Origin of the sequence: Klebsiella sp. 141240 (assembly GCF_050600805.1) — a bacterium.
Classification (GTDB): Bacteria; Pseudomonadota; Gammaproteobacteria; order Enterobacterales; family Enterobacteriaceae; genus Klebsiella; species Klebsiella aerogenes.
Map to the genome: position 1 here is coordinate 99,217 of NZ_JAQIRK010000006.1, position 19,240 is coordinate 118,456.

The 19,240-nt window shown below is 56.6% G+C and carries 20 protein-coding genes and 1 pseudogene; 14 read left to right on the forward strand and 7 right to left on the reverse strand.

The features are described from left to right. Nucleotides 1-79 precede the first annotated feature (79 nt). From rpmG to radC, 3 genes and pseudogenes are all read right to left on the reverse strand, one after another. A complete protein-coding gene (rpmG, locus tag PGQ95_RS13285; protein ID WP_002922510.1) occupies nt 80-247 on the reverse strand; it encodes a 50S ribosomal protein L33 in 168 nt (55 codons plus the stop codon). 20 nt (nt 248-267) lie between these two features. After that, the gene (gene rpmB, locus PGQ95_RS13290; protein WP_002436699.1) at nt 268-504 is read right to left on the reverse strand and encodes a 50S ribosomal protein L28; all 237 of its coding nucleotides are present in this window, start codon (nt 502-504) and stop codon (nt 268-270) included. A 217-nt stretch (nt 505-721) separates the two neighbouring features. Further along, nucleotides 722-1,387: pseudogene (gene radC / locus PGQ95_RS13295) on the reverse strand (RadC family protein). A 177-nt stretch (nt 1,388-1,564) separates the two neighbouring features. Here radC and coaBC point away from each other — a divergent pair. From coaBC to slmA, 3 genes are all read left to right on the forward strand, one after another. Continuing rightward, nucleotides 1,565-2,776 (forward strand): bifunctional phosphopantothenoylcysteine decarboxylase/phosphopantothenate--cysteine ligase CoaBC, encoded by a 1,212-nt coding sequence (gene coaBC / locus PGQ95_RS13300; protein ID WP_430918449.1) that lies wholly within the window; start codon nt 1,565-1,567, stop codon nt 2,774-2,776. Then, on the forward strand, nt 2,754-3,212 hold the full coding sequence (gene dut, locus PGQ95_RS13305) for a dUTP diphosphatase (RefSeq protein WP_020077682.1): 459 nt from the start codon (nt 2,754-2,756) through the stop codon (nt 3,210-3,212). The genes coaBC and dut overlap by 23 nt, the downstream gene beginning before the upstream one ends. Before the next feature lie 124 nt (nt 3,213-3,336). Next, on the forward strand, nt 3,337-3,933 hold the full coding sequence (gene slmA, locus PGQ95_RS13310; protein ID WP_015369151.1) for a nucleoid occlusion factor SlmA: 597 nt from the start codon (nt 3,337-3,339) through the stop codon (nt 3,931-3,933). A 94-nt stretch (nt 3,934-4,027) separates the two neighbouring features. Here the strand turns inward: slmA and pyrE are convergent, their stop codons facing one another. Then, nucleotides 4,028-4,669, reverse strand: a complete 642-nt coding sequence (pyrE, locus tag PGQ95_RS13315) for an orotate phosphoribosyltransferase (protein WP_015703811.1) — start codon at nt 4,667-4,669, stop codon at nt 4,028-4,030. A 112-nt stretch (nt 4,670-4,781) separates the two neighbouring features. Continuing rightward, nucleotides 4,782-5,498 carry a ribonuclease PH gene (gene rph / locus PGQ95_RS13320; RefSeq protein ID WP_045390593.1) on the reverse strand — a complete coding sequence of 239 codons (717 nt, stop codon included), beginning with the start codon at nt 5,496-5,498 and terminating at the stop codon, nt 4,782-4,784. Nucleotides 5,499-5,668: 170 nt separating this feature from the next. Between rph and PGQ95_RS13325 the strand changes: the two genes are divergently transcribed. Together PGQ95_RS13325 and PGQ95_RS13330 are read left to right on the forward strand one after the other, a co-directional pair. Continuing rightward, complete coding sequence (locus PGQ95_RS13325) at nt 5,669-6,532, forward strand: YicC/YloC family endoribonuclease (RefSeq protein WP_045390591.1); 864 nt, start codon at nt 5,669-5,671, stop codon at nt 6,530-6,532. 205 nt (nt 6,533-6,737) lie between these two features. Next, nucleotides 6,738-7,355 carry a trimeric intracellular cation channel family protein gene (locus tag PGQ95_RS13330; RefSeq protein ID WP_015703812.1) on the forward strand — a complete coding sequence of 206 codons (618 nt, stop codon included), beginning with the start codon at nt 6,738-6,740 and terminating at the stop codon, nt 7,353-7,355. A 4-nt stretch (nt 7,356-7,359) separates the two neighbouring features. On the opposite strand, the gene ligB is transcribed toward PGQ95_RS13330, so the two are convergent. Beyond that, on the reverse strand, nt 7,360-9,036 hold the full coding sequence (gene ligB / locus PGQ95_RS13335) for an NAD-dependent DNA ligase LigB (protein WP_430918370.1): 1,677 nt from the start codon (nt 9,034-9,036) through the stop codon (nt 7,360-7,362). 258 nt (nt 9,037-9,294) lie between these two features. Here ligB and gmk point away from each other — a divergent pair, with 258 nt between their 5' ends. From gmk to fpr, 7 genes are all read left to right on the forward strand, one after another. Further along, complete coding sequence (gmk, locus tag PGQ95_RS13340; protein ID WP_045375273.1) at nt 9,295-9,918, forward strand: guanylate kinase; 624 nt, start codon at nt 9,295-9,297, stop codon at nt 9,916-9,918. Nucleotides 9,919-9,972: 54 nt separating this feature from the next. Beyond that, complete coding sequence (rpoZ, locus tag PGQ95_RS13345; protein ID WP_000135058.1) at nt 9,973-10,248, forward strand: DNA-directed RNA polymerase subunit omega; 276 nt, start codon at nt 9,973-9,975, stop codon at nt 10,246-10,248. 18 nt (nt 10,249-10,266) lie between these two features. Next, complete coding sequence (gene spoT, locus PGQ95_RS13350) at nt 10,267-12,387, forward strand: bifunctional GTP diphosphokinase/guanosine-3',5'-bis pyrophosphate 3'-pyrophosphohydrolase (RefSeq protein WP_087858926.1); 2,121 nt, start codon at nt 10,267-10,269, stop codon at nt 12,385-12,387. Between the two features lie 96 nt (nt 12,388-12,483). Next, nucleotides 12,484-13,173, forward strand: a complete 690-nt coding sequence (gene trmH / locus PGQ95_RS13355; protein WP_015369142.1) for a tRNA (guanosine(18)-2'-O)-methyltransferase TrmH — start codon at nt 12,484-12,486, stop codon at nt 13,171-13,173. Nucleotides 13,174-13,178: 5 nt separating this feature from the next. Next, nucleotides 13,179-15,260 carry an ATP-dependent DNA helicase RecG gene (gene recG / locus PGQ95_RS13360; protein ID WP_430918372.1) on the forward strand — a complete coding sequence of 694 codons (2,082 nt, stop codon included), beginning with the start codon at nt 13,179-13,181 and terminating at the stop codon, nt 15,258-15,260. A 51-nt stretch (nt 15,261-15,311) separates the two neighbouring features. Then, nucleotides 15,312-16,322 carry a class II fructose-bisphosphatase gene (glpX, locus tag PGQ95_RS13365; protein ID WP_430918374.1) on the forward strand — a complete coding sequence of 337 codons (1,011 nt, stop codon included), beginning with the start codon at nt 15,312-15,314 and terminating at the stop codon, nt 16,320-16,322. 95 nt (nt 16,323-16,417) lie between these two features. Beyond that, nucleotides 16,418-17,164 carry a ferredoxin--NADP(+) reductase gene (fpr, locus tag PGQ95_RS13370; RefSeq protein ID WP_015369139.1) on the forward strand — a complete coding sequence of 249 codons (747 nt, stop codon included), beginning with the start codon at nt 16,418-16,420 and terminating at the stop codon, nt 17,162-17,164. On the opposite strand, the gene PGQ95_RS13375 is transcribed toward fpr, so the two are convergent. Beyond that, nucleotides 17,165-17,593: a DUF805 domain-containing protein gene (locus tag PGQ95_RS13375; RefSeq protein ID WP_015369138.1), complete on the reverse strand. Its 429-nt coding sequence runs from the start codon at nt 17,591-17,593 to the stop codon at nt 17,165-17,167. A gap of 112 nt (nt 17,594-17,705) precedes the next feature. On the opposite strand from PGQ95_RS13375, the gene PGQ95_RS13380 reads away from it, so the two are divergent. Continuing rightward, nucleotides 17,706-18,305: a DUF1454 family protein gene (locus tag PGQ95_RS13380; RefSeq protein WP_015369137.1), complete on the forward strand. Its 600-nt coding sequence runs from the start codon at nt 17,706-17,708 to the stop codon at nt 18,303-18,305. A 108-nt stretch (nt 18,306-18,413) separates the two neighbouring features. Continuing rightward, a complete protein-coding gene (gene tpiA, locus PGQ95_RS13385) occupies nt 18,414-19,181 on the forward strand; it encodes a triose-phosphate isomerase (protein WP_002922909.1) in 768 nt (255 codons plus the stop codon). Nucleotides 19,182-19,240 lie beyond the last annotated feature (59 nt).

The following is a 19,240-nucleotide window of genomic DNA, read 5'->3' on the forward strand; positions in this document are numbered from 1 at the left end:
AACGCACCTGTAGCTCGAAGGATGAAGCATAAAACAAAAAACCCCGCCGGGGCGGGGTTTTAGTACAAGGAGACTAAAATTATTTGATTTTAGCTTCTTTGTAGATAACGTGCTGACGTACAACCGGATCGTACTTTTTCAGTTCCATTTTTTCCGGTTTGGTACGCTTGTTCTTCGTGGTGGTATAGAAGTGACCAGTACCAGCGGAAGAAACCAGCTTGATTTTCTCACGAATACCTTTAGCCATGATTTATTTCCTCTAAGTACTTAGTACTTTTCGCCACGGGCACGCAGTTCAGACAGAACTGTATCGATGCCTTTCTTATCGATTACACGCATACCTTTAGCAGATACGCGCAGGGTGACAAAACGCTTCTCGCTCTCAACCCAGAAACGGTGAGAGTGCAGGTTCGGCAGGAAACGGCGTTTAGTCGCGTTCAGTGCGTGGGAACGGTTGTTACCGGTCACCGGACGCTTGCCAGTAACTTGGCAGACTCGGGACATGTCTATTCTCCAAAAATCAAATTAGCTCGAGCTTCGTATGGGGTATTGGCGCCTCGTCAGGCTTTACAGCCCGGTCATCGCATAGTTCTATTGAACTCTCGATTGCCAGGCCCAAATGCCAAACCCGAGATTCTCAAAGGTGGCGTAGTATACGCTGACTCGGCGGTGTGCTCAAGTCCCGAACAGACAAAGATCCCGATAGATCGCATGATCGGGGCTAAATCCAGCCACGTTCGGCAAAAGAGACGTACGCGCCGCGGCCAATAATCAGATGATCAAGCACGCGTATCTCCATGAATCTACAACACTTAACCACCCTGTCGGTCATCAACTTATCCGACTTACTCGGTTCAGGACTACCTGAAGGATGATTATGGGCAAGGATCACCGCGGCGGCGTTCACTTTGATTGCTTCGCGTACAATTTCTCGCGGATGCACCTCTACGTGGCTAAGAGTACCAGAAAAAAGGCGGCTATGTTTCAATACCCGGTTCTGATTATCTAAAAAGATCGCCATAAAGATCTCCCGCTCTTCATCGGCGAGCTGGCTTTGTAAAAATTCTCACGTCATGAGCGGCGTCACCAGCGACGGTTCTTCTCTCATCCGCAGGCTAAAATAGCGCCGCGCCAGCTCGGCAATACCTTTAAGTTGCGCATATTTTGCTATACCGATACCGTCGATATCTGCAAATTGTTCTATCTCAGCCGATAACAGTCCGTACAGCGAACCGAAGCGCTGTAGCAAGCTGTGTGAAAAAGCCAGCACATCCTGAGTACGTGTACCGGTACGCAGAAACAACGCCAGCAGCTCAACATCACTCAACGTTTCAATGCCGTCGCGCAGCATTTTTTCCCGCGGCATCAATGATTCCTGTATATCCATTACCCTGTCTCCTTATCCGTCCATCACCCATCCTGGCATACCCTTTCCGCGCTGCCGACCGGTGATTTCAGGGCCTGCGTAGCCGCTCGCAAAGTGAGTGCCCGGCATACGCACGATGCCACAGGGATTGTGATAAGATGCGCGGATTCTGGTGTATTTCAACAGGACAAAATCATGATGAGTCTGGCTGGTAAAAAAATCGTTCTTGGCGTGAGCGGCGGCATCGCCGCCTATAAAACGCCGGAACTGGTGCGCCGACTGCGAGAACGCGGCGCCGATGTACGCGTCGCCATGACGGAAGCCGCCAAGGCCTTTATTACCCCGTTGAGCCTGCAGGCGGTTTCCGGTTATCCGGTCTCCGATAGCCTGCTGGATCCGGCTGCCGAAGCGGCAATGGGCCATATTGAACTGGGCAAGTGGGCCGATCTGGTTATCCTTGCCCCGGCAACCGCCGATTTAATCGCCCGCGTCGCCTCCGGTATGGCGAACGATCTGGTCTCCACGATTTGCCTGGCTACGCCCTCGCCGGTGGCCGTCGTCCCGGCGATGAACCAACAGATGTATCGCGCCGCCGCCACCCAAGACAACCTTGCCACTATTGCCGCACGCGGCCTGCTGGTATGGGGCCCGGATAGCGGCAGCCAGGCCTGCGGCGACGTCGGCCCGGGCCGCATGCTCGATCCGCTGACTATCGTGGAAATGGCAGCGCAGCATTTCTCGCCTGTCAAAGATTTGCAACATCTCAACATCATGATTACCGCGGGCCCAACCCGCGAGCCGCTGGACCCAGTACGCTACATCACCAACCATAGCTCCGGCAAAATGGGCTTCGCGATTGCCGCCGCCGCCGCACAACGCGGTGCGAACGTCACGCTGGTTAGCGGCCCGGTGTCGCTGCCGACGCCGCCGTTTGTGCAACGTATAGATGTGGGTACCGCGCTGGAAATGGAAGCTGCGGTGCAGAATGGCGTGCAACAGCAGCATATTTTCATCGGCTGCGCCGCCGTTGCCGACTACCGCGCAGCGATTGTCGCCGACGAGAAAATCAAAAAACAAGGTGATGAATTAACAATAAAAATGGTCAAAAATCCGGATATCGTCGCCGGGGTGGCCGCACTAAAAAATCACCGCCCGTACGTTGTTGGATTTGCCGCCGAAACGAATAATGTGGAAGAATACGCCCGGCAAAAACGTGCCCGCAAAAATCTCGACCTGATTTGCGCCAATGATGTTTCTCAGCCAAATCAAGGTTTTAATAGCGATAACAACGCATTACACCTTTTCTGGCAGGATGGGGATAAGCGCTTACCACTTGAGCGCAAGGAATTCCTGGGCCAATTATTACTCGACGAGATCGTTACCCGTTATGATGAAAAAAATCGACGTTAAGATTCTGGACCCGCGTGTTGGCAAGCAGTTCCCATTGCCGACTTATGCCACCTCCGGCTCGGCCGGACTTGACCTGCGCGCCTGTCTTGACGACGCCGTAGAGCTGGCGCCGGGCGCAACTACCCTGTTGCCAACAGGCCTTGCGATTCATATCGCCGATCCGTCTCTGGCGGCGGTGATTCTGCCGCGTTCTGGTCTGGGCCATAAACATGGCGTGGTGCTGGGCAACCTGGTCGGCCTTATCGACTCCGACTACCAGGGGCAGCTGATGGTTTCCGTGTGGAACCGCGGCCAACAGAGCTTTACTATCGAACCAGGCGAGCGCATCGCGCAGATGGTCTTTGTGCCGGTGGTACAGGCGGAATTTAATCTGGTGGAAGAGTTTGACGCCACCGACCGCGGCGAAGGCGGCTTCGGCCACTCAGGGCGCAAATAAGCCCGGCTATACGGAACCCGCATCCCAAAGCGCATAATGCAATAACATCACCGCAAACTAAGGTTTGCGGTCGCTTTGTGGATGCCTGCCTGACAAGTGCTTATTTTCAGGGGTATTTTAAAACATGGCAGAAAAACAAACTGCGAAAAGGAATCGTCGCGAAGAAATACTTCAGTCTCTGGCGCTGATGCTTGAATCCAGCGATGGTAGCCAACGTATTACCACGGCGAAGCTGGCGGCCTCCGTCGGTGTTTCCGAAGCGGCGTTATACCGTCATTTTCCCAGTAAAACCCGCATGTTTGACAGCCTGATCGAGTTCATTGAAGACAGTCTGATTACGCGCATCAATTTGATTTTGAAAGATGAAAAGGACACCACGGCTCGTCTGCGCCTGATTGTTCTGCTGATTCTTGGGTTTGGCGAGCGTAATCCTGGGCTGACGCGTATCCTCACCGGCCACGCCTTAATGTTCGAACAGGACCGTCTGCAGGGCCGTATCAACCAGCTATTTGAACGCATCGAAGTTCAATTACGTCAGGTGATGCGTGAAAAGAAAATGCGTGAGGGAGAGGGCTACACCCTCGACGAGACGCTACTGGCAAGCCAGCTGCTGGCATTTTGCGAAGGCATGCTGTCGCGTTTTGTGCGTAGCGAGTTCAAGTACCGCCCAACGGATGATTTCGATGCCCGCTGGCCGCTGGTCGCGGCGCAACTACAGTAAAGCTTTATATGCAGCCGCAAGGCTGCATGACTCATCATTCACATTCTCAGCGTGCTCTGGCTATACCGGCAGCCGCTGGCTGCCGGGCTCATCATCAGACGCCGTAGGCTTCGCGGTAAGCGCGTACCGATGCCAAATGCTCAGCCATCTCAGGCTTTTCTTCCAGATAGGCGATAAGATCTTTCAGAGTGACAATAGAAATCACTTTGCAGCCATAATCACGTTCCACTTCCTGAATCGCAGAGATCTCGCCGCGGCCGCGTTCCTGGCGATCAAGCGAAATGAGTACGCCAGCCAGCTCCGCGCCATTAGCCTGAATAATTTCCATTGATTCACGAATTGCGGTACCGGCGGTAATCACGTCGTCCACCAGCATCACGCGGCCCTGGAGCGGGCTACCGACCAGGTTGCCGCCTTCACCGTGGGTCTTCGCTTCTTTACGGTTGAAGCAGTACGGCAGGTCGCGGTCATGATGCTCAGCCAGCGCGACGGCGGTGGTGGTGGCGATAGGGATACCTTTATAGGCCGGGCCGAACAGCAGGTCGAACTCGATCCCGGAATCCACCAGCGCCTCGGCGTAGAAACGGCCCAGCAGAGCCAGATCGCGCCCGGTATTAAACAGGCCGGCGTTGAAGAAATAGGGGCTTTTACGCCCGGATTTCAGCGTAAATTCGCCAAACTTAAGAACCTGCTTGCTAAGCGCAAACTCAATAAACTGGCGCTGATACGGCTTCATGGATTCGCTCCTTTTAGTACTGTCATCATTGTCGGACTACGCGCCCTATCCTTCGCAGGTGTCATGAGGGATAAAGCGCAAAAAAAAGGCGACTTCTCAGTCGCCTTAATCATTAATTTTCTAACGCCGCTTTCTGCGTCGTAATAATGGATTCGATTCCCCCTCGCGCTAACGCCAGGAGAGTGAGGAGCTCTTCATGGGTGAACGGCTCGCCTTCCGCCGTGCCCTGCACCTCAATAATGCGGCCGTCTTCGGTCATGACCACATTCATATCGGTTTCCGCGGCGGAATCTTCCACGTACTCCAGATCGCAAATGGCTTCACCATTAACGATACCAACGGAAACGGCGGCCACCATCCCCTTCATCGGGTTGGTTTTCAGTTTACCGGCAGCAACCAGCTTGTTCAGCGCATCGGCCAGCGCAACGCAGGCGCCGGTAATGGACGCGGTACGGGTACCGCCATCGGCCTGCAGCACGTCGCAATCGAGCGTAATGGTGAACTCGCCCAGCGCTTTCAGATCCACCGCGGCGCGCAGCGCGCGAGCGATCAGACGCTGAATTTCCATAGTGCGGCCGCCCTGCTTGCCTTTTGCGGCTTCGCGAGCGTTACGGGTATGGGTGGAGCGCGGCAGCATGCCATATTCGGCGGTGATCCAGCCCTGGCCCTGACCTTTCAGGAAGCGCGGCACGCCTTCGTCGATGGAGGCGGTGCACAGCACTTTGGTGTCGCCAAATTCGACCAGCACGGAGCCTTCAGCGTGTTTTGTATAGTTACGGGTCAGGGTTACTGGACGCACCTGATTAGCGCTACGGCCTGCTGGACGCATGATTACTCTCCGGCTTGAAACGAATGTGGCTGCGCATTATACACAAATTCGGCCAAGTTGCATCGCGACGACACGCGCCAGCCAATGTGGATAATGCGCGCTTATTCCTATCCTGAAAGGGCCTCGAAAGCTATAATCCTCCCCACTCTCCTTTAAAAACAGGAACGTCTATGATCCGCAGTATGACCGCCTATGCCCGGCGTGAAATCAAGGGTGACTGGGGTAGCGCCGCGTGGGAACTGCGCTCGGTAAACCAACGCTATCTGGAAACCTACTTCCGCCTGCCGGAACAGTTCCGGAGCCTGGAACCCGTGGTTCGCGAGCGCATCCGCTCTCGCCTGACTCGCGGCAAAATCGAATGTACCCTGCGTTTTGAGCAGGATCCCAGCGCCCAGGGTGAGCTGATTCTTAACGAAAACCTGGCCAAGCAGCTGGTTAACGCCGCTAACTGGGTAAAAATGCAGAGCGATGAAGGCGAAATCAACCCGGTTGATATCCTGCGCTGGCCTGGCGTGATGGCCGCTCAGGAGCAAGACCTTGATGCCATCGCCGCTGAAATCCTCAACGCCCTGAATGGCGCGCTGGATGATTTTATTGTCGCTCGCGAGACCGAAGGCCAGGCATTGAAAACGCTGATCGAACAGCGTCTGGAAGGCGTCAGCGCCGAAGTCAGCAAAGTCCGCGCCCATATGCCGGAAATCCTGCAGTGGCAGCGCGAGCGCCTGGTCGCCAAGCTTGAAGACGCCGAAGTGCAGCTGGAAAACAACCGCCTCGAGCAAGAGCTGGTGTTGATGGCGCAGCGTATTGACGTCGCCGAAGAGCTCGATCGCCTGGAAGCGCATGTTAAAGAGACCTACAACATTCTGAAGAAGAAAGAAGCCGTCGGTCGCCGCCTCGACTTCATGATGCAGGAATTCAACCGCGAGTCGAACACTCTGGCCTCCAAATCCATCAATGCCGAAGTGACCAATTCAGCGATTGAGCTGAAGGTGCTGATCGAGCAGATGCGCGAGCAGATCCAGAATATCGAGTAATCTCTTCCCCGGCTGGCCTGCTCCGCGGGCCAGCATTACTTTTTCTTATTCATTTTTGAAGAGCAAAAGCCAAGCTCCCCATAGTGATTGACCATATCAATCATTCATCATTAGCTTTTTTCATGAAAATCAGCTCACTTTAGAAAAACTCAATCGTGATCTGCCGCACAAATCGCTACCCTTTGCCCATCATTGTGGGGGATTTATGCTGCTTCATGTTCTTTATCTGATTGGTATTACGGCGGAAGCGATGACCGGCGCCTTAGCGGCCGGGCGTCGCCGGATGGACACTTTTGGGGTAATTATTATCGCTACCGCCACCGCGCTCGGCGGGGGCTCCGTGCGGGACATCCTGCTCGGCCATTATCCGCTCGGTTGGGTGAAGCATCCGGAATACGTCATCATTGTGGCGGTTGCCGCCGTTCTCACTACCATCGCCGCGCCGGTGATGCCGCACCTGCGCCGCCTGTTCCTGGTGCTGGATGCCCTGGGCCTGATCGTGTTCTCGATTATCGGCGCGCAAATCGCGCTGGATATGGGCGAAGGGCCAATAATCGCGTCTATTGCCGCTGTGATCACTGGCGTCTTTGGCGGCGTGCTACGCGATATGTTCTGTAAGCGTATCCCGCTGGTGTTTCAGAAAGAACTGTACGCTGGTATCTCTTTTGCCGCCGCGGTGCTCTATATCGCATTACAGCACTACGTCAGCAGCCACGACGTAGTGGTCATCGCCACGCTGCTCTTCGGCTTTACCGCGCGTATGCTCGCCCTGCGCTGGAAGCTCGGCCTGCCGGTCTTCTACTACAAGCACGACGCTCATTAATTCCTCAGAAACCCGGGATACGTTGCCCGCTGAGCCACTGCGCCAGCGCGGCAATATCCGGGTTTTGCAAAAAGACGACCAACTGCCGTGCCCTTTCCTGCCCCACTCCCGGTAATCGTCGCCACTGAGACTCATTGCGCTCCCGCAGCTGCCGCCAGTTTTCTGCCGCAACGCTTGCCTGCGCGGCCTGAGGTATCGGTACCCCCAGCGCCAACACCCAACGAATAAACGGCTGCTCACGGGTCAAATTGAACTGATGCCACAGACGCAGGCCGCGCTCGCCGCTAATTCCTGGCACGCTCTGTAGTTGTTCAGGCGTCCAAGCCAACCATGAGAAAAGATGTATCATGTGGCGATCTTCCATTAATGTGCGCCAAAGCGCCTCTCCTGCGCCTGCAATATCCAGAACTGGCTTAGACGATAGCCAAACAAGGCGGGAGAGAAACTGCCCGGCGCACTCGGGCGTCGCAAAATAACAAGTTAAGGAATGAAAGCGAGGCGAAGGCGGTTGCGGCCCATCGCGTTGGCTGGCCCGCCAGACCACGCTATCCAGACGCGGGATCCCCTGTCCGGCCAGGCTTATTAACACCTGGTCTCCGGCGACGATGTCTAACTGCCGCCAGCGGGACACCGAACCAATATTGACCCGCCGCACCAGCTTGTCGTCCAGTTTTACCGGTTCGAGATGCGCCACAACGGCTATTTTACCGCTACGCCCGATGGCAAACTGGATAGTGGTCACTTCCGTCACCTGCGAAAACGGTAGATATTTCCAGGCCACCACCCAGAACCCCTGTCCTGGAAGCCAACTGCCCCCGGCGGGTTCTTTTTCCGCACGGATCACAATGCCGTCGGTGACAAAGGGCAGCGGCGAGCTAAACCAGCGCTCCCGCCAGGCGGCAGCCTGCTGCCAATCTTTAACCGGATGGGAATAGCGCTGCGCCAGAGGAAACCCGCCAGCGGCAAGCAGCGCCAGACGAGAAGGCATCTGGGCCGGGCCATCGGGCCAGGCCCAGATAAACAGCCCCAGCGTTTTCAGCTCAGCCGACGACGCTTTGCGCATCAGTATCCCGGCCACTTTCGCCCGTGAATTCATACCGCCCGCCTGTTTTTGTATATGCCCCTCTTGCAGCTGAAAAATTTCTCCCTGTAATACACTGTTTGCCAGCGCTCCTGCGGTAGTTTGCGGTACGCCGGGGATCTGGCGCACTTTTGCCGTCCAGTCTTCCCCTGCCAGACCGTCACCGCGGCTAATCGCCCGTATTAACCTGCCGCCGCGATATACCAGCGTCACCGCTACACCGTCGACTTTTGGTTGTAGCCACAGGTCTGCTTTATCGCGCATCCAGCGCCCGACGCTCATGGCGTCAGGCAGCTTGCGCACGCCGGTATGCGCGATGGGGTGCTTGACTTCGCCGCGCGGCGGCGGCAGATCGTCTTCAGTCGGCGTCTCCTCACCGAAGCAGCGCCGCCACTGCGCCAACCGGGCCGAAAGCATGTCGTAGACTTCGTCGCTGACTCCGCTACTGCCCTGCTGCCAGTAGGCCGCTTTCCAGTCGGCAATCTGCAGGCTCAGGCGGTCTATCTCCTGCCCGGCTCGTTGCGAAGACCACGCCGGGCAGGCCGCCGTTGCCAGTGCCGCCGCCATCCATAACGCTGCCGCTATCAGCCATTTGCACATGCCTTTACCTCCTTGTTTTACCTTGCGGCATCGTGCGCTAAAGACCGAAGCCGCGGCGACAGGCAAATCATTACGCTGCGAGCGGCTTTCCAGGATTTACGCATCGTTGCTGCAACTGCTTAAGAAATCAGGAAAGCGGCAGGCAAAATGAAAGAAACAGCGGCAAAAAGTGTGACAATGACTGCGTCACGCAGCGGCGGCGTGTATAATAGGCTCGTATGTAGCATCTCTTTCGACAATCACATACAAAAGACACTCATGGCTCAAGGCACGCTTTATATTGTTTCCGCCCCTAGCGGCGCGGGTAAATCCAGCCTGATTCAGGCTTTATTGAAAACCCAACCGTTGTACGATTCCCAGGTTTCTGTTTCGCATACCACGCGCGATCCGCGCCCGGGTGAAGTTCACGGTGAACACTATTTCTTTGTGGATCACGATAAATTCAGATCGATGATTAGCGAAGACGCTTTCCTTGAGCATGCAGAGGTTTTCGGCAACTATTACGGCACCTCTCGTGAAGCTATCGAGCAGGTTCTGGCGACTGGCGTCGATGTTTTCCTCGATATCGACTGGCAGGGCGCCCAGCAAATTCGTAATAAAATGCCCGGCGCGCGCAGTATCTTTATTCTGCCGCCGTCAAAAGACGAGCTTGACCGCCGCCTGCGCGGCCGCGGTCAGGACAGCGAAGAAGTCATCGCAAAACGTATGGCGCAGGCAGTTGCAGAAATGAGCCATTACGCGGAATATGATTACCTTATTGTGAATGATGATTTTGATACCGCTTTAGGCGATCTGAAAAACATTATCCGCGCTGAACGTCTGCGCATGAGCCGCCAAAAGCAGCGACATGGCGCTTTAATCACCAAACTATTGGCAGACTGAACCCACATTCAGTATCATGCCCAGTCATTTCTTCACCTGTGGAGCATTTTAAGTATGGCACGCGTAACTGTTCAGGACGCTGTAGAGAAAATTGGTAACCGTTTTGACCTGGTACTGGTCGCCGCGCGTCGCGCTCGTCAGATGCAGGTAGGCGGAAAGGATCCGCTGGTACCGGAAGAAAACGATAAAACCACCGTTATCGCACTGCGCGAAATCGAAGAAGGTCTGATCAACAACCAGATCCTCGACGTACGTGAGCGCCAGGAACAGCAAGAGCAGGAAGCCGCTGAATTACAAGCCGTTACCGCGATTGCTGAAGGTCGTCGTTAATCACACAGCGGGTCGCCCTTGTATCTGTTTGAAAGCCTGAATCAGCTGATTCAAAACTACCTGCCGGAAGAGCAAATCAAGCGCCTTCGGCAGGCGTATCTCGTTGCACGTGACGCTCACGAGGGTCAGACACGTTCAAGCGGTGAACCCTATATCACGCACCCGGTAGCGGTGGCCTGCATTCTGGCCGAGATGAAACTCGACTACGAAACGCTGATGGCCGCGCTGCTGCATGATGTGATTGAAGATACCCCTGCCACCTACCAGGACATGGAACAGCTTTTTGGTAAAAGCGTCGCCGAACTGGTAGAGGGGGTGTCGAAACTTGATAAGCTCAAGTTCCGCGATAAGAAAGAGGCGCAAGCCGAAAACTTCCGCAAAATGATCATGGCGATGGTGCAGGATATCCGCGTCATCCTCATCAAGCTTGCCGACCGCACCCACAACATGCGCACCCTGGGCTCACTACGCCCGGATAAACGCCGCCGCATCGCCCGCGAAACGCTGGAAATTTATAGCCCTCTGGCGCACCGTTTAGGTATCCATCACATCAAAACCGAGCTCGAAGAGCTGGGCTTTGAAGCGCTGTACCCTAACCGCTACCGCGTCATTAAAGAAGTGGTCAAAGCAGCGCGCGGTAATCGTAAAGAGATGATTCAAAAGATCCTCTCTGAAATCGAAGGGCGTTTACAGGAAGCGGGGATCCCCTGCCGCGTCAGCGGTCGCGAAAAGCATCTGTACTCCATTTATTGCAAAATGGTGCTCAAAGAGCAGCGTTTTCACTCGATCATGGACATCTACGCCTTCCGCGTTATCGTTCACGATCCTGATATTTGCTATCGCGTGCTAGGCCAAATGCACAGCCTCTACAAGCCGCGTCCAGGTCGTTTCAAAGATTACATCGCCATTCCAAAAGCGAACGGCTATCAATCTTTGCACACCTCGATGATTGGTCCCCACGGCGTCCCGGTTGAGGTGCAAATCCGTACCGAAGATATGGACCAGATGGCGGAGATGGGGGTAGCGGCACACTGGGCTTATAAAGAGCACGGCGGCGAAAGCAGCACGACCGCGCAAATCCGCGCCCAGCGCTGGATGCAAAGCCTGCTGGAACTGCAGCAGAGCGCCGGTAGTTCGTTTGAATTTATCGAGAGCGTTAAATCCGATCTGTTCCCGGATGAGATTTACGTTTTCACCCCGGAAGGGCGCATTGTCGAACTGCCTGCCGGCGCCACGCCGGTGGACTTCGCCTACGCGGTGCATACCGATATCGGCCATGCCTGCGTCGGCGCGCGCGTCGACCGCCAGCCCTATCCGCTGTCGCAGCCGCTCTCCAGCGGTCAGACTGTCGAAATCATTACCGCGCCGGGCGCACGCCCGAATGCCGCATGGCTGAACTTTGTCGTTAGCTCGAAAGCGCGCGCCAAAATCCGCCAACTGCTGAAGAACCTTAAGCGCGACGATTCGGTCAGCCTTGGCCGCCGATTGCTCAACCACGCGTTAGGCGGCAGCCGCAAGCTGGCAGAGATCCCGCAGGAGAACATCCAGCGCGAACTTGACCGCATGAAGCTGGCCACGCTTGACGATCTGCTGGCGGAAATCGGTCTCGGTAACGCAATGAGCGTCGTGGTAGCTAAAAATCTGCAGCAGGGCGAGGCCTCTGCCGCACCGGTGCCGGCCAACGCGTCGAATCACGGCCATCTGCCGATTAAAGGCGCCGACGGCGTACTGATTACTTTCGCCAAGTGCTGTCGTCCGATTCCAGGCGATCCGATCATCGCCCACGTCAGCCCAGGCAAAGGGTTGGTTATCCACCATGAATCCTGTCGTAACATCCGCGGCTACCAGAAAGAGCCTGAGAAGTTTATGGCGGTCGAATGGGATAAAGAAACTGCGCAGGAATTTATCGCCGAAATTAAGGTGGATATGTTCAACCACCAGGGCGCGCTGGCTAACCTGACGGCCGCAATCAACACCGCGTCTTCCAATATTCAGAGCCTGAATACGGAAGAAAAAGATGGCCGCGTTTACAGCGCCTTTATCCGCCTGACCGCGCGCGACCGCGTGCATCTGGCGAATATCATGCGCAAAATTCGCGTCATGCCGGACGTGATTAAAGTCACTCGTAACCGAAATTAGCTTTTACAAAAATCGAATCCCCAGGAAGGTACTGAAGTACGTGACTGGGGTGAGTGAGTGCAGCTAACGCCGAGGCAGTTCGAAGGATTAAGTAGAATGAATTCACAGCGTTATGCGCGTATCTGCGAGATGCTCGCCAGGCGTCAGCCTGATCTGACGGTCTGCATGGAGCAGGTCCATAAACCCCATAACGTCTCTGCGGTCATCCGCACCGCAGACGCCATCGGCGTACACGAAGTACACGCCATCTGGCCTGGCAGCCGTATGCGCACCATGGCCTCTGCCGCCGCCGGCAGCAATAGTTGGGTGCAGGTGAAAACGCACCGCACTATCGGCGATGCCGTCAGCCACTTAAAAGGCCGGGGCATGCAAATCCTCGCGACGCACCTTTCCGACAAAGCCATCGATTTTCGCGAAATCGACTATACGCGCCCGACCTGCATCCTGATGGGCCAGGAGAAAACCGGCATCACCCAGGAAGCACTGGCGCTGGCAGACCAGGACATCATTATCCCAATGGTCGGTATGGTGCAGTCGCTGAACGTCTCCGTCGCCTCCGCGCTGATCCTTTACGAAGCGCAGCGTCAGCGGCAGAACGCCGGAATGTACCAACGCGCCAATAGCATGCTGCCGCCAGAAGAGCAGCAGCGGCTGTTATTTGAAGGCGGTTACCCGGTGCTGGCACGCGTCGCCAAACAAAAAGGTCTGCCTTATCCCCACGTCAACGAGCAGGGCGAAGTAGAAGCCGATGCCTCGTGGTGGGCAACGATGCAGGCGGCGAGGTAAATCCGATGTCAGGCCGCCTGTTAGATGCCGTCCCGCTCAACTCGCTGACCGGCGTTGGCGCCGCACAGAGCAGCAAACTGGCGAAAATCGGTCTGCATACAGTTCAGGACCTGCTACTTCATCTGCCACTGCGCTATGAAGACCGGACTCACCTGTACCAAATCGGCGAACTGCTGCCGGGCGTCTACGCAACCGTAGAGGGGGAAGTGCTCAACAGCAATATCACCTTCGGCGGCCGCCGGATGATGACCTGTCAGATAAGTGACGGTTCCGGCATCCTGACCATGCGTTTTTTCAACTTCAACGCGGCGATGAAAAACAGCCTGGCGACCGGTCGTCGCGTGCTGGCCTACGGCGAAGCTAAACGCGGCAAGTTTGGCGCCGAGATGATCCACCCGGAATATCGCGTGCAGGGCGATATGAGTACCCCGGAGCTGCAGGAAACCCTGACTCCGGTCTACCCGACCACTGAAGGCATTAAGCAGGCGACGCTGCGCAAACTCACCGATCAGGCGCTTGAGCTGCTGGAAACCTGCGCGATTAGCGAACTGCTGCCGCCGGAGCTGGCGCAGGGGATGATGAGCCTGCCGGAGGCGCTGCGTACGCTGCATCGCCCGCCGCCGTCGCTACAGCTCAGCGAGCTGGAGAGCGGTAAACATCCGGCACAGCAGCGTCTTATCCTGGAAGAGTTGTTAGCGCATAATCTCAGCATGCTGGCGCTCCGCGCCGGCGCCCAGCGCTATCATGCGCTGCCGCTCAGCGCCAACGACACGCTGAAAACCCAGCTTCTGGCTTCCCTGCCCTTTAAACCAACGGGCGCGCAGGCGCGCGTCACCGCTGAGATCGAGCGCGATATGGCGCTGGACGTGCCGATGATGCGCCTGGTGCAGGGCGACGTCGGATCCGGCAAAACGCTGGTCGCCGCGCTGGCCGCCCTGCGCGCTATCGCCCATGGCAAACAGGTGGCGCTGATGGCGCCGACCGAACTGCTCGCCGAGCAGCACGCCAATAATTTCCGCAGCTGGTTCGCGCCGCTGGGCATTGAAGTCGGCTGGCTGGCGGGCAAGCAGAAAGGCAAAGCGCGCCAGGCGCAGCAGGAGGCCATCGCCAACGGCGAAGTGCAGATGATTGTCGGCACCCACGCCATTTTCCAGGAGCAGGTGCAGTTTAACGGCCTGGCGCTAGTGATTATCGACGAACAGCACCGTTTTGGCGTTCATCAACGCCTGGCGCTGTGGGAAAAGGGCCAGCAGCAGGGCTTCCACCCGCATCAGCTGATCATGACCGCTACGCCGATTCCACGCACCCTGGCGATGACCGCCTATGCCGATCTCGATACCTCGGTTATCGACGAGCTGCCGCCGGGCCGTACCCCGGTAACGACCGTCGCTATCCCCGATACCCGCCGCAGCGACATTATCGACCGCGTGCGCAACGCCTGCACCCAGGAAGGTCGTCAGGCCTATTGGGTCTGTACGCTGATTGAAGAGTCCGATCTGCTGGAAGCCCAGGCGGCGGAAGCCACCTGGGAAGAGCTCAAACTGGCGCTGCCGGAACTTAATATCGGCCTCGTCCACGGGCGGATGAAACCAGCGGAAAAGCAGGCAGTGATGCAGGCCTTCAAGCAGGGCGAGATGCACCTGCTGGTCGCCACCACGGTGATTGAAGTCGGCGTTGACGTCCCTAACTCAAGCCTGATGATTATCGAAAACCCGGAGCGTCTGGGTCTGGCGCAGCTGCACCAGCTACGCGGGCGCGTCGGGCGCGGCGCCGTCGCCTCCCACTGCGTGCTACTCTATAAATCGCCGCTTTCCAAAACGGCGCAGAAGCGCCTGCAGGTGCTGCGCGACAGCAACGACGGTTTCGTCATCGCCCAGAAAGACCTGGAAATCCGCGGCCCCGGCGAGCTTCTCGGCACCCGCCAGACCGGCAACGCCGAATTTAAAGTAGCGGACTTGCTGCGCGATCAGGCCATGATCCCCGATGTTCAGCGCATTGCTCGTCATATTCACAAACGCTATCCGCTGCAGGCGCAGGCGCTGATTGAGCGCTGGATGCCGGAAACCGAACGCTATTCCAACGCGTAGCGCGTCCTTTTTGCCGCGCTACGGGCAACTTTTCTACACAATGAGTGGATTATGAAACGAGAACTGGCCATCGAATTTTCGCGTGTCACCGAAGCCGCCGCGCTGGCGGGCTATAAATGGCTGGGCCGCGGCGATAAAAATACCGCCGACGGCGCAGCGGTTAACGCCATGCGCATTATGCTTAACCTCGTCAATATCGACGGCACCATCGTCATCGGCGAGGGCGAAATCGATGAAGCGCCGATGCTCTATATCGGCGAAAAAGTGGGTACCGGCAAAGGCGACGCGGTAGATATCGCCGTCGATCCAATTGAAGGTACCCGCATGACGGCCATGGGCCAGGCCAACGCGCTGGCGGTGATGGCGGTTGGCGATAAAGGCTGCTTCCTCAACGCGCCGGATATGTATATGGAAAAGCTGATTGTCGGCCCCGGCGCTAAAGGCGCCATCAATCTCAATCTGCCGCTGGAAGAGAACCTGCGCAACATCGCCCGCGCGTTGAATAAACCGCTCGACGAACTGACCGTCACCGTGCTGGCAAAACCCCGCCACGACGCGGTCATTGCGCAACTGCAGCAGTTGGGCGTGCGCGTGTTCGCGATCCCCGATGGCGACGTGGCGGCCTCTATCCTGACCTGTATGCCGGATAGCGAAGTCGACGTGCTGTACGGCATCGGCGGCGCGCCGGAAGGCGTGGTTTCGGCGGCGGTGATCCGCGCGCTGGACGGCGATATGCAGGGCCGCCTGCTGGCTCGTCACCACGTGAAGGGCGACAGCGAAGAGAACCGCCGTATCGGTGAAAACGAACTGGCGCGCTGCAAAACCATGGGCATCGAAGCGGGCAAAGTGCTGCGTCTTGATGAGATGGCGCGCAGCGATAACGTCATCTTCTCCGCCACCGGGATTACCAAAGGCGATCTACTGGACGGCATTACCCGCAAGGGCAATATGGCGACCACCGAAACGCTGCTGATCCGCGGTAAATCGCGGACTATCCGCCGTATTCAGTCGATTCATTACCTCGACCGAAAAGACCCGGACGTCCAGCAACACATCCTGTAAAACATTTGATCAATCGAGCTTTCCAGCCTTTTCGGGCTGGAAATCTTCTCCCGTCGCGGTGAAGATAGACTGACGAGATTGAAAGGAGAGACGCAATGGCAAACTGGGTTACAGGTAAAGTTGTAAAAGTGCAAAACTGGACCGATGCACTGTTTAGCCTCACCATTCACGCGCCCGTTGAGCCGTTCACCGCAGGGCAGTTTGCTAAATTGGGCCTGGATGTTGACGGCGAGCGCGTGCAGCGCGCCTACTCCTATGTCAACGCCCCCAGCAATCCCGATCTCGAGTTCTACCTGGTCACCGTTCCGGAGGGTAAACTCAGCCCGCGACTGGCCGCGCTGAAACCCGGCGACGACGTTCAGATTGTCAGCGAAGCCGCCGGTTTCTTCGTGCTGGAAGAGGTGCCAGACTGCGACACGTTGTGGATGCTCGCCACCGGCACAGCCATCGGCCCCTATCTGTCGATTCTGGAAGAAGGAAAAGACCTGGATCGCTTCAAGAACCTGGTGCTGGTGCATGCGGCGCGCTACGCCGCCGACCTCAGCTATTTACCGCAAATGCGCGAACTGGAGCAGCGCTACGCCGGCAAATTACGTATCCAGACCGTGGTTAGCCGCGAGACAGCGGAAGGTTCGCTGACGGGCCGGGTGCCGTTTCTGATTGAAACCGGCGCGCTGGAAGAGGCGGTCGGCCTGGCTATGACCGCCGATACCAGCCACGTGATGCTGTGCGGTAACCCGCAGATGGTGCGTGATACCCAGCAGTTGCTGAAAGAGACCCGGCAGATGACCAAACATCTGCGTCGCCGACCGGGCCATATGACGGCAGAGCACTACTGGTAATCAGGCGTCCGCTTTCCAGCGGACATCCTGCGTCTCTTTGCCAAACTTATTTTCGCCCTGGGTGCCGACGAACGCGCCCAGGTCGATCAACATCATGACGATAATCAGCGTCGGTACAAAGCGCCCAACGCCCCACTGCCAGACCTGCGGCAACATCGCCCAGTTGCCCGCCAGCAGCATCCACGCCAGAATCATCAGCAGCGCCCAGAGGCCGGATCTCCCGCGATCGTGCAGACGCTTCACCACGACTGCCGCCGTCGGCCAGAGCAGGCAGACGAGAATAAACGCCGCGGTCTGTAAACTCAGCAAATTGCTGCCCGCGAGGGTAAACAGCGCGCTCATGGTCAACACCCAGATAACGATCCAAATCCAGAAATCCCGGCGGCCAATACGGCCTTTAATTGAGAATAACCACTGCTGTAGGGTCATGTTTTATTCCTTATCATCATCATTCGCGTAGTTTACCCTGAAGGCGTCACTTTTTGACAAGCGTGACGGTTCCCGTTTTAATCGTCGGCAGGCAAAAAAAGGAAAGATGGGCATGAAGAAGTGGGCAATCTTAAGTTTAATTGGGCTGACAGCGTTATCTGTCGGCCCGATGGCGTTGTCCGCAGAAACGGAATCCGCCGCCACCGCCCCTTATTTGCTACCCAGCGCGCCGATTTTTGATGTCAGCATCAGCGAGTTCCGCGAGAAATTTAATGCCGATAATCCGAAATTGCCGCTAAACGAGTTCCGTTCTATCGCCTCCAGCCGCGATAAAGCCAACCTGACCCGCGCCGCCACCAAGATTAACGAGAATCTGTATGCCTCTACCGCGCTGGAGCGCGGCACGCTGAAGATTAAATCAATGCAGATAACCTGGCTGCCGATTCAGGGGCCGGAACAAAAGGCGGCGAAAGCGAAAGCGCAGGAGTATATGAGCGCCATTCTTCGCGCCTTTGTGCCGACCCTAAGCCCACTGCAGAGCCAGCAAAAGCTGCAAAAACTGCTGACCGCCGGCAAAGGCAAACGCTACTACACCGAAACCGAAGGCGCGGTGCGCTATGTGGTGGCAGATCACGGGGAAAAGGGGCTAACTTTCGCCATTGAACCGATTAAGCTGGCGCTATCTGAAACGCTGGAAGACAACAATAAATGACAAAAAGCAAAGCCTTTCCAGTGACGAGTCTCTATACTGTTTCACAGACCATGCTGCCCTCTGGGGCGGCTATATTCCTTAATTCGCTTAGTAGCGTGGAGAATTAAAATGCGACATCCTTTAGTGATGGGTAACTGGAAACTGAACGGCAGCCGCCACATGGTAAACGAACTGGTTGCTAACCTGCGTACTGAACTGGCCGGCGTAAGCGGCTGTGCAGTGGCAATCGCGCCGCCGGAAATGTATCTCGACCTGGCTAAGCGTGCGGCAGAAGGCAGCCACATCCACCTGGGCGCGCAGAACGTTGACGTGAACCTGTCCGGCGCATTCACCGGTGAAACCTCCGCTGAAATGCTGAAAGATATCGGCGCGCAGTACATCATCATCGGCCACTCCGAACGCCGTACCTACCACAAAGAATCCGACGAGCTGATCGCGAAGAAATTCGCTGTACTGAAAGAGCAGGGTCTGACGCCGGTTCTGTGCATCGGTGAAACCGAAGCTGAAAACGAAGCGGGCAAAACTGAAGAAGTTTGCGCGCGTCAGATCGACGCCGTGCTGAAAACTCAGGGCGCAGCCGCTTTTGAAGGCGTGGTTATCGCTTACGAACCCGTATGGGCCATCGGTACCGGTAAATCCGCTACCCCAGCGCAGGCTCAGGCGGTGCACAAATTTATCCGTGACCACATTGCTAAAGCTGACGCTAAAATCGCTGAGCAGGTCATCATCCAGTACGGCGGTTCCGTTAACGCCGGCAACGCCGCAGAGCTGTTCACCCAGCCGGACATCGACGGCGCGCTGGTTGGCGGCGCATCCCTGAAAGCAGACGCTTTCGCGGTGATCGTTAAAGCTGCAGAAGCGGCGAAAAAAGCGTAATTCGCTTTCCCGGTGGTGAAACGCCGCCGGGGTTGCTGACAAATTCGCACGAGTAATAA